Source organism: Paenibacillus agricola, assembly GCF_011440305.1.
GTDB classification, from domain to species: Bacteria; Bacillota; Bacilli; order Paenibacillales; family NBRC-103111; genus Paenibacillus_S; species Paenibacillus_S agricola.
On record NZ_JAAOIW010000010.1, the window covers coordinates 140,409 to 153,686 of the forward strand.

The following is a 13,278-nucleotide window of genomic DNA, read 5'->3' on the forward strand; positions in this document are numbered from 1 at the left end:
TTGGTAACAACTAGATATTAAGGAATTGTAAAGGAAGTAATGCAAAAAAGGTGCTCTATTACAAAGCACCCCTTTACACGCTTCAAGCCAGCTTCAGCTTAATAAAAAACACAATCTCGCCATCCTGCTGCTCAACGCCTATCGAGCCATCATGGGCTTCAACGATGCTCTTGGCGATCGCCAGCCCCAGTCCGGAGCCGCCTGTATGCGAGGAGCGCGACGCGTCCACCCGGAAAAAGCGTTCGAACAGCTGCTCCAGCTCCTCTTGCGACAGCTCGTCGGCATTGTTGCGGATTCTGACGACTACAGAGCGGAGCTCCCTGGACATGCTGACGTCAATGACGCCAGGCTTCGGGCTGTACTTCAGCGCATTGCCCAATAGGTTTTCGAACACACGGATCATTTGGTCCACATCGATGTTCACGAATATTTTCTCCTTGGGCAGCTGGCGCGAGAGGATAACCTGCTGCTCCTCAGCGGGTGTGACGAACTCCTCCAGCAGCTGCTCCAGCAAATCATTTAACGCGATCCCTTCTTTGTTTAAGGGGATGTCCTGATGGGCGAGCTTCGTGTAGATGAACAAATCATCGATAAGCGAATTCAGCTTTTCCGACTTATTGTAAGCAATGCTGAGATAGGTCTGGGCCTGCTGCTCGGTTTCATAATTTTTGTCATTCAACAGCCGGAGGTAGCCCATAATCAGCGTAAGCGGTGTACGCAAATCATGTGAGACATTGGTAACCAACTCATTTTTTAACCGTTCCGCACGCCGCTCCTCCTCGATTTTTAGCTGCAGCTTCTCCGCCATCAGGTTCATATTTTTGGCTAAGGAGCCCAGCTCATCATCACTGCGTTCAATAACTCTTGTATCGAGCTTGCCAGTGGCAATGGTCAGCAAGCCGCTCGCCAGCTCTTCGATATAACGCATTTTCCTTTGCGACAAAAAATAAAACAACACAATGAACAGCACAATCGAGCTAATCAGCGGAAATGGGCTTGTGCCCCGTTCATAGCTAATATTTGGCTCAGGGATGCCGCTCAGGACCAGGTAGGAGGGCTGCCCCTTATACGTAACGGGGTACAGGCTCGACGCCTCCTGCCGCCTCGACAGATTATGCTCCCGGCGAGTGTCCATGGAGCTGCGGATTAATTTATGTATATCCACATTCGTTTCAGCGGCATTACTTCCTTGCAGGATCACTTTGCCGGTCAGGTCCGTGATAATCACCTTATAGCGATTTTCGGTAGCCCTCTTTAATCGTTCAGCGAATTCGCTGTTCCGCTGAGCTTCATGCTCGGCAACAATATCGGGATTAAGCTCCTTTGCATCGAAACTCCCGCTAGATTCATTCAATAGAAAAGCCATGCTCTGCGCTTCGTTATCGATGCGCTGAATGCCGGATTCGTAATCAATGACAGGCGACTGCTTGATTTCCCCAAAAATGGCGGAGCTTAATGAGTAAAAGAGGAACGCAGATAACAGGCATATCGTGAAAGCGGCCATCAGCTGGAGGCGAATGCTTCGTCCAACCTGCGTTTTCAGTATCGTAATTAAATCGAGAACGAACAAAATCAAACCGCGCAGCAGGTTAAAAGGAAACCAGGTAAAAGGAAAGCGATTTAATCGGGATGCCGAATCGAGCGTAGCATGTTTATTCAACTTTGTAGCCAACCCCCCATATAGTTTTGATATATTTGGGCTTACGTGGATTGGCTTCCATTTTCTCACGAATTTTGCGGATATGGACCATAACCGTATTGTCCGAATCCATATAAGCCTCCTGCCAAACCGCTTCGTAAATTTTCTCAATACTCCAGACGGTACCGCGATGGCGGGCGAGCAGTTCAAGGATGGCAAATTCCCGCGGAGTTAGCTTAATGGTCCGACCCTCCAGCTTTACCTCATGTGTCTTCGTATTGATAAGCAGCTCATCAACCTCGATTTCATGCTCCTTGTTAGCGAGCGGGACGTTCAGCCGGGTGTAACGGCGCAGCTGCGATTTAATGCGGGCGATCAGCTCGAGTGGATTGAAAGGTTTGGCCAAATAGTCGTCGGCACCGCTGCTAAGCCCAATAATTTTGTCCATGTCCTCTCCTTTGGCGGAAAGCATAATAATCGGCATGTTTTTCTTTTCGCGGATTTTGAGGCAGGCTTCGATCCCATCCATTCGGGGCATCATAATATCCAGCACAATTAAATCCACATCCTCCTTTTCCAAAATATGCAGTGCGGCTATCCCGTCAGTTGCGCGCAGCAGCAAATACCCTTCATTTCGCAAATAAATTTCCAGCAGATCGATAATATCCTTCTCATCGTCGACAAGAAGTATGGTTTTGGGGTCTGCGATACAGGCTTCCTCCTTCAGGTAATTCGTGTGTACAACTGGTGTATGGCTTTATTATAGACGGTAGTTCTTAATTAATTTGTTGGATAGATCTTAAGGATTTCTTAAAATAATGAAAAAGAAGAAAGCCCGCTGAGATTTCTCAGGCGGGCTATCTGGCTATCTGTAGGGAGGATACATCGCAAAATGGCAGGATATCTGCATGACGACTTACTTTTGTTTTTTGAGCACATCCACCGTATAACGAATCGCTTCCAGCGCTTGCTTTACAAAGGCAGCATTCTCTTTTTCCCATTCCTCAGGTTCGTCCATACTATGCTCCTCCGGGAACTCATCCAAATTCACAATGGCTTCCTTCAGCTGCGCCGCTGTACCTGATGGCTTGCCACGGAGGATTTGGATGGCATAACGCATCGACTTACAGGCATCCTTCACGGATGGGTATTCGTCCGGTTCCCATGCCTTTGGCTCGTCCATCTCATAATATTTAATCCATGCCTCGATAAGGCTTGCGGCCTGTATATTGTCCATTACTGCCATTACTGATCGCCAACTTTCTCTATATAAACTATTGAAGAACTCTGAACCACTGCTTCCAATGTACCATTAAAGCGAATAAGTTCCAAGAAGCAAAGCAAAAAGGATACAGCAACCTGCGCCGCATCCTTAAATTCGAAGCCTTACGTTCACTTCGTTAGTTGTTTAATCTATTACAAGGTTTTCACAAGCTCGTACGTAACGATGAGAACCAATGTAAGTAACGTGACGCCTGTCGTATAAGTGAAATGACGATTACAAAATGAATTCATAATAGGAGCCCCCTCCTTTACAAAATTTAGCGCCGATCCGGCCAGCTGCCACAAAGACGCCTGCTTATATTGTATAATATCATACTTACTTAAAGTATTAAAATATGATGAAGTTATTTCGAGTGGCAGCGTAACAAAGCATGTCCAGCGTCCGCGCGCGTTGGAAACCTGAACCTAGCCTGCTTCTTATCAACGCTTCATTTTTTTCAGCTGCTCCAATACGTAAAACGTGCCGCGCCAATGAATGCCACCTTGTCGGAGGGTTAACCAGACGGAGCGGGCGACGATATAGCTGAGGAGGCATACCGTGGCGGGGAATACTAGCAGCTCTTTGCCTACTTTACCGATCAAGGCTTGGATCAACAGCACGTAGACAGCGAGCATGGTGAGGATGGAAATGCCAAATACCCAAGACGCCCAGCCGCCTGCAACAAAAATCGCAATAAAAGGAAAGAAAAAGAGCAGAAGCTGTCCCAATACCGCGCCAGCCGCGAGGCTAACCCGATATTGAAAGCCGGAAAAAATATTTTTTTCCAAGCCATGGACGGCTTCCTTCAGACTTGTATACCATTCTACCGCGAGATGTGTCCGGCCTGAGGCTAACCGCTGCCTGAGTCCCGCTTGCTTCACCCGCATGCCAAGCTGCAAATCATCATCAGGGCGAAAAGCAAAAGCCTTATGCGTGCCTATCCGCTCGTAGCCTTGCCGCGTTATTAGATTAAAGGCGCCAACGCCCATCCCATGCTTGTGCTGGCTGTCAATATTGGCACGCCAAGGGCGGATATACAACGAAAAGGTGAAGAAAAAGTATTGCACAAATGCGCTCAACCAAAAGCTGTTGACCACAATTTGTGGTGTCAATGTCAAATGGTCGGCTTCGGCTGCCTTCATATAATGCACGGCATCAGCGATCGCATGGGGCTGGAACAGCACATCCGCATCCGTAAATAATAAATATTGGCCACGCGCTTGTAGAAAGCCTTGGTAGAGGGCGTGGTTTTTGCCAAGCCAGCCATCAGGCAGTGTTGTCACATGAATAACGGTCAAGGGGACAGGTACCTGCTGCTTGCCCTCCGACCATTTGCGAAGCTCCTCAAGCTTTCGTCCGGTTCCATCCTGGGAACGGTCATTAACGGCTATAATTTCGAGCCGTGGGTACGTTTGATGGAGCAAATTCTTAACGGTCTCCGTGATGGAAGCTTCCTCCTCCTTGGCCGCAATAATTACGGATACCAAGGGAAGCTGGTTTGCTTCAGCCGCTTCACGCATTTTCGTTAAACGGTTCGGCGAGGAGGGCAATAGGGAAGCGGAGCTATCCGCTTTGGAATGGCTGGGCAGTGTGGGCATAAGCTTGCGTGCCCGTAGCGTATCTACAAGCATGGCTGCCCAATAGCAGAAGGTCAGGATAGCCAGAAGCTTAAGTATGAACATGGACGATCCCTCCTGCGCAGGCTTTTTTAGCATTATAACATTGGCTGTGGCTGTGCAACAAATAGTTGGAGGTGATAGGAGAATATTTGTGCTACAATAATTAAAAGATTTATTAATGAGGAGGTAGTACATATGAATATAAGGGAAACCCAAAATGGTTTGGAAGCTTCATTCCGGGCTCCTACTATACGTAAAAAAGTGAAAGGCCAGGAGCTGGTCGAATTCCTGCTTTCGATTCGCCAAAGCGGCGTGGACGTAGACCAGCTGATGTTTGTGTGCATCGGTACGGATCGCTCTACGGGTGATGCACTTGGTCCGCTTGTCGGTTCGATGCTGGAGGAGGCAGGTTATCCCCATGTGCAGGGCACCTTGCAAAATCCGCTTGATGCGAGCAACCTGCTGCAAAGGCTGGAAAATGTACGAACTGTGCAGCCTGCGCGAAAGGCACAGACTGCAAAGACTGCAAAGACTGCACAAGCAGCACTGACCAGCAGGAAAGTAATCGCCATTGATGCTTGTCTCGGGCAGCCCTCCTCTGTAGCCAGCTACCAGGTTTCCAACCAACCGATGGAGCCCGGCAAGTCAGTAGGTCGGGCGCTACCGCTTGTGGGCGATTATTCAATAGCGGCTATTGTGAATATAAATGGAGGCAACCAGTATGCCTTGCTGCAAAGTACGCCGCTTTATCGGGTGATGACGATGGCCAAAGAGATTGCAAGTGCGATCATCACTGTTTTTCCTCTGGATAAAGCGCCCTTAGAGATGGAGGCAAAGCTTTGATGAAGGAGCCATCGATGAAGATGCGGCAAGATGGAGGCGGCGGTGGAGGCGGCGGAGGCTCGCAATGGGAGGGCGGCAGCAGGCAGGCCTTGCAGAGCAGAGGCAAAGCGACCCTGAAGGAAGTTTCCGTGAGCCGGATTTATAGCTTGTTCCGTGGCTACCGCTTACAGCTGTCGGTAATTATTGGACTGGCTTTATTAGCCGCCATAATCGGTTTAGGTCCTCCCTTGATCATGAAGGAGATCATTGATACGGGCATTCCTCAGCAAGATAAACGGCTTTTGATGGAGATGGTTGGCCTTATGGTGCTGTTGCCTGTCTTTAGCGGGCTGCTTGGGGTATGGCAAAACCATCAGAATACGAAGGTCGGCCAAGGGGTTATGCGGGATTTGCGCCGTTCCTTGTTTGCCAATTTACAGCGGCAGTCGATGAGCTTCTTCACCGATGCCAAGTCAGGCGAAATTATCCAGCGTCTGACTGGCGATGTGCTGGCTGTGCAAAATGTGGTTACGACCATTGTAGTTTCGGCCATTACGCAAAGCGTGATTGTCCTGACAACAGTTACGATATTGTTTGTACTGGATTGGCGCTTGGCTATTCTGGCTCTTATTATATTGCCTTTATTTATATGGCCTGTTCGCAAGGTTTCCCAAATTCGCAAGCAATTGCGCAGGGAAACCCAAGGTGTACGAGGAGAGATGTCGGCGCAGCTGGGCGAGATCTTCGGCGTCTCGGGAGCGTTATTAACGCGGATTTTTCAACAGGAGCACAAGCAGGAGCAGGACTTTGACAAGCTCAACCAGCGGGTGATGGATTTGGAGCTGCGGCTTAATCTGGTTGGGCGTTGGTATGGCATGGTGCTGGGTATCCTAGCTCCGCTGGGTACAGCGCTTATTTATTGGTATGGCGGCTGGAATGTGGTCGAGGGGACAATGACGATCGGTAGTATTATAGCCTTTGCCGCTTATTTGGGGCGCTTGTACGGACCGGTGGGCACCCTGCTTAATTTGCAGGTTGAGGTGCAGACAGCGCTTGGCGTCTTTCAGCGTATCTTCGAATATGAGGATATGATATCCGATGTTGTGGATTTGGAAAACGCCAAAGTCTTGCCGTCTGTACAGGGGCAGGTTGTTTTCCAGCAGGTTTCCTATGCGTACCAGACCGGCCAATATGCGCTGAAAGAGGTTTCGTTCTCAGCACGACCGGGTGAAGTTGTAGCCATTGTCGGACCAAGTGGTGCCGGTAAGTCCACCCTGATCGGTATGCTGGCACGGCTGTACGACCCAACAAGTGGAGCCGTCATGATTGATGGCTATAACGCCAAAGAAGTAACCATGGCTTCCTTGCGCGACCAGATGGCCTATGTCACACAGGAATCCTTCCTGTTCCATGCTTCAGTTCGCGATAACCTGCTGTTTGCGAGGCTGGACGCAACTGATGGGGATCTGGAGGAGGCATGCCGCCAAGCGTATATCCACGATACGATTGCCGCTATGCCAGACGGCTACCGCACGATGGTCGGTGAACGTGGCCATCGGCTATCGGGAGGAGAGCGGCAGCGTTTGGCTATCGCAAGGGCTATTCTCAAAAATCCGCGCATTCTGGTGCTGGATGAAGCGACCTCGCATCTGGACTCGGAGTCGGAGGCTTATGTACAAGCAGCGCTGGACCAATTGATGCTCGGGCGCACGACGCTGGTGATTGCCCATCGGCTGTCGACCATATTGGCGGCTGACCGAATTATCGTGCTCGAAGGCGGACGAGTGGTCGAATCGGGGCGCCATGCTGAACTGCTTCAGCAGGATGGCTTATATGCGCGGCTGTACCGGACGCAATTCAAGAAGGCATTGCTGGTATGACAGGATTTATTCTTTATTTATGAAGGCTCGTAATGCCAAACCAATACATGCGCCAGACACCCTGCATCCGCTGTTCAAAATCATCGTGGGTATAGTAGAACTGCTGGATAAACGCTCCGTCCAGCAAGCAATAGTAGGAGGCTAGCATATCGCGGGTATTTTCCTGGCGAATAATTCCAGCATCCATGCCCTCGGTGAAAATGTCTACCAGCGCAGCAGAAAGTGTAATCTCGGAATCGGTAAAACGGGTGCGGAGCTCCTCTTGCATCGCAGCAGGCGGAAAAAGCATCGCTCTTTTAATAAAGGTCATGTGGAGCTCGCTAACCAGATAGGTTCGGCAAGCATCCTGCCAAATGCTGAACAGCTTATCATGGATGCTGCGCCCGGTAATTTCCTCAATCAACGCTTCGACACGGTGCTCATGCTCTTTCAGCACATCCTCAAACACCGCACGGAATAAATCCTCTTTGCTGGAAAAGTGCGCATATAGCGAAGGAGTTTTGATCCCAACCTCTTTAGCGATTTCGGATAAAGGTGCCGAATCATAGCCGTTCTGTGCAAATAAGCGCAGTGCGGCTGTTTTTATTTTATTCGCTGTCATTGGCTTGTCCACCGCCTTATAGGGAATGAGAGATTACACACGGCTGCGTTAGAATACTAACGTTCATTAGGTGGCTTTATTTTATAACATTCGTATGAAAAATTCAATGGGCGCTGACTTTGCAGCACGGGTTAAATGGAAGGCTCTAAAGCCCTTCCGGTAAATCCGAAAGGGCTTCTGGAGTCAGCTTCATATAAGGGTTAATAAGAGTTTACAATGGTTATAGGATAGGCTGGGGAGCATGAGCTTCACTGCTTCAATTCCAAGACAGTCACCTTATATTCGGTCACAACAGTGTTCGCCCGTTTTACATCTTCACTGCTTGTATAAATCCCTGTAATCATGGCTGTTCCCTGCTTGAAGCGGAGATTGCTATTGCCTGTTAATACAATAGAGCCATTAGTAAGCTGGATGGTCGCTTTATTATCGTCAACCGAGCTGATTGTAGCTTGAAAACGGACTTTCTCGTTTCGGTGGCTGGCCAGCTCAGACACTGCAATTTCAACAATGCCGTCAGTAGATTTGGGATCAGTTATACCCTTAGAATCGATCAGCCTGCTAAAGGAATAACGCCCGTTGCGATATTCGTAATAAGCTTTCAGCCCTGCATTGGTATTGATACCTGTACCTGTACCAGTACCCGTACTTGGACTTGTTCCCGTATTTGGACTTGTTCCTGTATTTGGATTCGTCCCCGCACCCGCACCCGCACCTGTATTTCCAGAACCCGCGCCTGTACCCTCAATGACGGGATTGTCGAAGATCAGCACGCCTGTGCGTTCAAGCTCCATTTTGTCGGCTTCCACATCTAGTATTTTAAACATCTCTGGTGTACTCACCTCATAGGCGAGAAAGCGAACCTTACGTACTTTGGAGGCTGCTTCAAGCTGGAGGATAGACACGTCTTTTTTGACGCCAAGGCGGTCTGCCCATTGGATCGACTTCACGGTGAGCGCTTGGTCGAGTGTTGCTCGTGTTGTTTCAATCTTTTGAGAAGGCAGGAGGCGGGCGAGCACTAGGGTTTTGTTATCCAGAATGCCTGCTGCTGTAAGCTTCGCTCCAGCTTGGTCCTTGATGCTGGTAACATTCGTGAAGGCAAGCTCAGTGCCTACCGCTTTACGCAGCAGCTGCTGCGGATCGGATTCAAGGAAGGCTTGCTCAGCCGCAGCAACTTCGTTATCCGTATCTTTATACGCATCCAGCACCTTATATAAGGCAATTGCTTCAGCGTATTTTTGAGTAGAAGCGAGCTGCTCAGCACGTTCTAATTGCTTGCGCAGGGTGGTTTGAATATAAGCCATTGTTTTAGCTGAGCCTTCGCTGAGCTCTTGGGTCGATTGGAACACCATCGCGCTCGCAATAAAGCTTTTTAAATCGCTTTTTTCCAGCTTGGCAAGGGTTGCTTGCGCGTAGGTTTCAAGCTTTGGCAGCAGCCATGGGGCTTCGATTTTATGGGTAGCATAAAAATTGCGGATAGCGACAACGTCCTTTAACACATCCTCGAACGACTTGGCTTTAAAGCTCGCATCAAGCCGTGCTTGGTCGTATCGCTCCAGCAGCTTGTTGATTTCATCGGATTTCCTTTTTTCATCCTTATAATAAATGGCAGGCACTTGCGTCAAATAGACGATCTCATGGTTGCCGTCAAACTTCTTGGTGCTGATATCGGCTTCCAAGCTTTTGACCAGATATACCTTGGCATTGGTGAAAGCATCGTTAAAACGTTCCTCCAATTGCTCAGAGGCGGCCATTTCGGCGAAGCGTTTTTGCGATGCCTCATCCTTTGCAGCCGTCTCCTTGGCCTTGGCTTGGTAAGCCTCATAGCTTGTAAGCAGGAGGTTGATATCGTTGACCTCTTGGGCTGCCTTCGTATCTGCGGTCAGCACGGTGAAAAATTGCTTCAGCGCCGCCGCGGGATTTAATAGATTCAGTGCAGCTACCGTTTCCTGCTCCTTATAGTCAATAATGCGGATTTGCTGCGCTTGGGTATAGGCCTCTTGGGCTTCTAGCTCGTTGCCTGCGCTTTGTAGCTCGGCGGCTTTGGCATAGAGTGCTGTTTTTTGCCAGCTGAAATAGCCTTTATAGCCAGCTAAGCAGAGCGCAGCTACCAGCACAATCGCAGAGGCATTTCGATACCGTTTCGAACGCTTGTACATGAAAGACGCCATTGTTAGCCTCCTTAGAGTTTTCGGAGGCTACGCGGCCAGGGTGTTCCTCCGATTGCTGATGTTTCCAGATTTTTTTGATTGTATAAACTATTTAGCGGTGAAAATCAGGAAACAAAGGCACCGCTTCGCTATCTCTAGAACACCCTGGCCGCTCCGCTAGCTAGGCATGGGCATAAAGCAAAAGCACCCCCAGAACTGGGAGCCGAATCATGCCTCGCTTGAGCATGCCCTTAAGCTTTCGGAGAATTAAAGCAGCCCCTTCAGCTCGGGGTCGGCATCATAGCTTCGCTTGATCAAGCCTTCAAGCTTCGGGTGGAGGATCGGAAAGGCTGCCGGGCTTTCGGCAACCAAACGGCATAAGCGCACCAGCCGCTCGTGGGGAAGCTCCTCTATAAAATCGGCGATCTGAACCTCATATTGGAGCACGTAAGCCTTCACGCGCAGCGCCGCGGTAAAGACGAGCGCGAGCACGGCCCGCCCGCCAGGCAATGCTTCGATTTCTGCGCGGTACCGGAGCGCATAGTCGATCGCATCACGTTTTACAAGCTCGGGGTTGACCTTGCTGACCTCGAACAGGTAAAGCACAAAATCCGGATCGAAAGCCTCGGGCAGCAGCGTGCTTAATTCCAGATCCATATCTTTGCGTAAATTAAAATGGTTCAAGCAAATCACCTTTAATATTTTTACCTGATTGCCATTAATTAAGTATCCGATTTCCCGCAGCTTCTCGTAAGCTAGCTTGTAATCATAGGCTTTCAGGTCATTGGCTGCATCCTCGGTATCGAGCAGCAGTCCGTTACGAATGGCTGAGTTTTCCCGTTGAAGCAGCTGGTGCAGCATGCTTTTGGTCAAATAGGGGAGATACCGTCTGCGCAGCAGCAGGTAGAGTGCAATAAAAACAATACCACCAAGCAAAGAGATGGTCATTTCCATCAGATTGTGACTCAGGAATAAAGCTATTAGGGCAGCTATGCTTAGGATCAATACGTCCCGTTGCGCATTGCGTTTCAGGATCGTGCTGACCACCTTTGGCAGTGGGGCGAACTTCCCCTGAGCTCCACAGCACAGGCATACGTCATCCCATAGCACCGAATAGCTGCCGCAACTTCTGCATTGCTTTAACCGTTGAAAGGATTGGTTGGTTCGTTGGCTGGGACGGAAATGGGCGGCAATTTTATTGGCCATGGTTGTCACCGCTATTTAATTGGACTTTGAACTCCGCATCGAGGGTATCCAGGGAAAGCTCGTTTTGTTTGCTTTTATGAAATTGGATCCAACGGTTCAAGACGAAAATAGCAGCTAGTGCCAGCAAAATATAGGTTAGCATCATAGCCTCCTCCAGACCCCTTAAAAAGGGCCAGTAAATAACGTTAAGAATATCATAAGAATTGGGGCAGTGGAATTTTATGCATGAAAAGATTAAGATGGTGAGTAGATAGTCAATTCTATTATATAGTATCTCAGTGTTTTGGAGGATTAACAACGTGAAGAAAAATAGAACCCTTACCATGATGGCTACGGCCATGCTAATGCTGCTGCTTGTTTTACCGTTTCAAACGCTAGCAGCTACAATCGGGAGCGATACAAAAATCGATGCTGTGCTTTCAGTCGATGTCAGTACCTCCATGAACGAAAGTGATGTTAATAAAGTAAGCTTTGAAGCGATGAAAATGTTCATTGATATGGCGTCTGTCCAAGGTGATAAAATTGGTGTCGTTGCGTATACGGACCAAATTTTGCGGGAGAAGGCACTGCTGACCATCAGCAACGCGGCAGATAAGCAAAGCCTGAAAACGTTCATCGATCAATTGACGCGAGGCCCCTATACCGATGTTGCAGTAGGGGTGGGCGAAGCGGTGAAGGTGCTGGAGTCAGGAGGCAGTGCGCCCGGGCATGTTCCGCTAATTGTACTGCTGACCGATGGCAATAATTCACTGAATACGGGAGCTGGCAAAAACCAGGCGCAGTCTGACCAGCTATTGGAGCAGGCGGTGAAGAAGGCGAAGGATAAGGGAATCCCGGTTTATACGATTGGCTTGAATGCAGATGGTAACTTAAACAAGGACGCACTGGAACGGATTTCCACCGATACGGGCGGTAAGCTGTTTATTACTTCAACAGCCGATAACCTGCCGCAAATCTTAAGCGAAATTTATGCGAGCCACCTGAAGCTTAAAGTAGTGCCGTTGACAGGCATTACAGCGAACGGTCAATTTCAGGATGTGACGGTTAATATTCCGAATGCAAGCGTGCTGGAGGCGAATATTTCGATTATGTCCTCCAAGCCAGTCGAGGTAAAGCTGGTTAACCCTGCGGGCCAGGCGCAAACGATCCCTTCCGATAAAATCGTTTATTCCGCTTCCTCAGCCTATACACTAATTAAGCTGTTAAATCCGGAACAGGGAGATTGGAAGCTGCAAATTAAAGGGGTTTCCAAAGAAAAAATCGATATCAATTTAATATATAATTACGATGTGCAGGTGTTGATGGAGGTTCTGTCGTCTAATTCTTATAAGCCTGGCGATACGGTTCCGATTAAAGCCTATCTGGAGTCCAATGGAGCTAAGGTAACGGATGCGGATTTGTTCAAAAATTTAAAGGCGGCGCTGGTCGTTACCGATTTGGATACAAAAAAAACGGTGGAAACGCCACTTGCTTCCTCGGCCCAGGGCATTGAAGGCACGATGAAGCTTGCCGAAGCCCATGACTATGAAGTGAAGGTTAAAGTGGAGGCTGCGAGCTTTGTTCGTGAATCGCAGCCTGTCACGATTTCCGCCAAGAAGGGCGGGGCCAGCACGCCGGCTCCCGCACCAGCCGCTTCTGGGAATGAATCCACGGAGGGCAGCCATACACTCCTAAAGCCGATAGCCTGGATCGTAGGCTTGCTGCTGTTGCTGGCTGCAGTAGGGCTATACCTTTTTTCTCGGTGGAAGCAGGCCAACAAGGGATTTTTTGGGCAGATGGTCATTGAAGTGAAGGATGAGGATACGGGAGAGCGGACAAGCCCGCAATACCGCAAGCTGAATGCCTTTAGGGGCAAGTTCGAGCTTCATCAGCTGCTGCAACTGGCGCCTGAGTTTGCCGAGACGAAACAGATCCTGTTCAAGCCCGGCCCTGGAGATACAGTCATTATGTTCAACCAATCCGGTTGTGTCATTGAGAAGGGTGGACGTTTGTTCGATGCCGCACAGGGCAAGGAGCTTCGCAACAATGACCGGATCAAAATTCTATTGCAAAATGTAAATAAATCGATCACGGTCGAATATTTGAAATAGCATGGCACGA

General features: G+C 49.1%; 11 protein-coding genes. 3 read left to right on the forward strand and 8 right to left on the reverse strand.

Annotated features, from left to right (window positions below; translation table 11 throughout):
- Nucleotides 1–82 precede the first annotated feature (82 nt).
- From G9U52_RS24585 to G9U52_RS24600, 4 genes are all read right to left on the reverse strand, one after another.
- On the reverse strand, nt 83–1,660 hold the full coding sequence (locus G9U52_RS24585; RefSeq protein ID WP_166153298.1) for a sensor histidine kinase: 1,578 nt from the start codon (nt 1,658–1,660) through the stop codon (nt 83–85).
- On the reverse strand, nt 1,653–2,348 hold the full coding sequence (locus G9U52_RS24590) for a response regulator transcription factor (protein WP_166153422.1): 696 nt from the start codon (nt 2,346–2,348) through the stop codon (nt 1,653–1,655). Before G9U52_RS24590 ends, G9U52_RS24585 begins: the two co-directional genes overlap by 8 nt.
- 207 nt (nt 2,349–2,555) lie before the next feature.
- Entirely contained in the window at nt 2,556–2,885 is a 330-nt protein-coding gene (locus G9U52_RS24595) for a hypothetical protein (protein ID WP_166153299.1), read from the reverse strand.
- 458 nt (nt 2,886–3,343) lie between these two features.
- Entirely contained in the window at nt 3,344–4,585 is a 1,242-nt protein-coding gene (locus G9U52_RS24600; protein WP_166153300.1) for a glycosyltransferase family 2 protein, read from the reverse strand.
- A gap of 132 nt (nt 4,586–4,717) precedes the next feature.
- Between G9U52_RS24600 and yyaC the strand changes: the two genes are divergently transcribed.
- Complete coding sequence (gene yyaC / locus G9U52_RS24605) at nt 4,718–5,365, forward strand: spore protease YyaC (protein ID WP_166153301.1); 648 nt, start codon at nt 4,718–4,720, stop codon at nt 5,363–5,365.
- Nucleotides 5,365–7,224 carry an ABC transporter ATP-binding protein gene (locus tag G9U52_RS24610; RefSeq protein WP_243767544.1) on the forward strand — a complete coding sequence of 620 codons (1,860 nt, stop codon included), beginning with the start codon at nt 5,365–5,367 and terminating at the stop codon, nt 7,222–7,224. The genes yyaC and G9U52_RS24610 overlap by 1 nt, the downstream gene beginning before the upstream one ends.
- A gap of 13 nt (nt 7,225–7,237) precedes the next feature.
- On the opposite strand, the gene G9U52_RS24615 is transcribed toward G9U52_RS24610, so the two are convergent.
- The 4 genes from G9U52_RS24615 to G9U52_RS24630 all read right to left on the reverse strand — a co-directional run bounded on the left by G9U52_RS24615 (nt 7,238) and on the right by G9U52_RS24630 (nt 11,323).
- Complete coding sequence (locus G9U52_RS24615) at nt 7,238–7,825, reverse strand: TetR/AcrR family transcriptional regulator (protein ID WP_166153302.1); 588 nt, start codon at nt 7,823–7,825, stop codon at nt 7,238–7,240.
- 248 nt (nt 7,826–8,073) lie between these two features.
- Nucleotides 8,074–9,993 carry a hypothetical protein gene (locus G9U52_RS24620; protein WP_166153303.1) on the reverse strand — a complete coding sequence of 640 codons (1,920 nt, stop codon included), beginning with the start codon at nt 9,991–9,993 and terminating at the stop codon, nt 8,074–8,076.
- Nucleotides 9,994–10,239: 246 nt separating this feature from the next.
- The gene (locus G9U52_RS24625) at nt 10,240–11,178 is read right to left on the reverse strand and encodes a hypothetical protein (RefSeq protein ID WP_166153304.1); all 939 of its coding nucleotides are present in this window, start codon (nt 11,176–11,178) and stop codon (nt 10,240–10,242) included.
- On the reverse strand, nt 11,168–11,323 hold the full coding sequence (locus G9U52_RS24630; RefSeq protein ID WP_166153305.1) for a hypothetical protein: 156 nt from the start codon (nt 11,321–11,323) through the stop codon (nt 11,168–11,170). Before G9U52_RS24630 ends, G9U52_RS24625 begins: the two co-directional genes overlap by 11 nt.
- Before the next feature lie 178 nt (nt 11,324–11,501).
- Here G9U52_RS24630 and G9U52_RS24635 point away from each other — a divergent pair, with 178 nt between their 5' ends.
- Complete coding sequence (locus tag G9U52_RS24635; RefSeq protein ID WP_166153424.1) at nt 11,502–13,268, forward strand: VWA domain-containing protein; 1,767 nt, start codon at nt 11,502–11,504, stop codon at nt 13,266–13,268.
- The last annotated feature ends 10 nt before the right edge of the window (nt 13,269–13,278 follow it).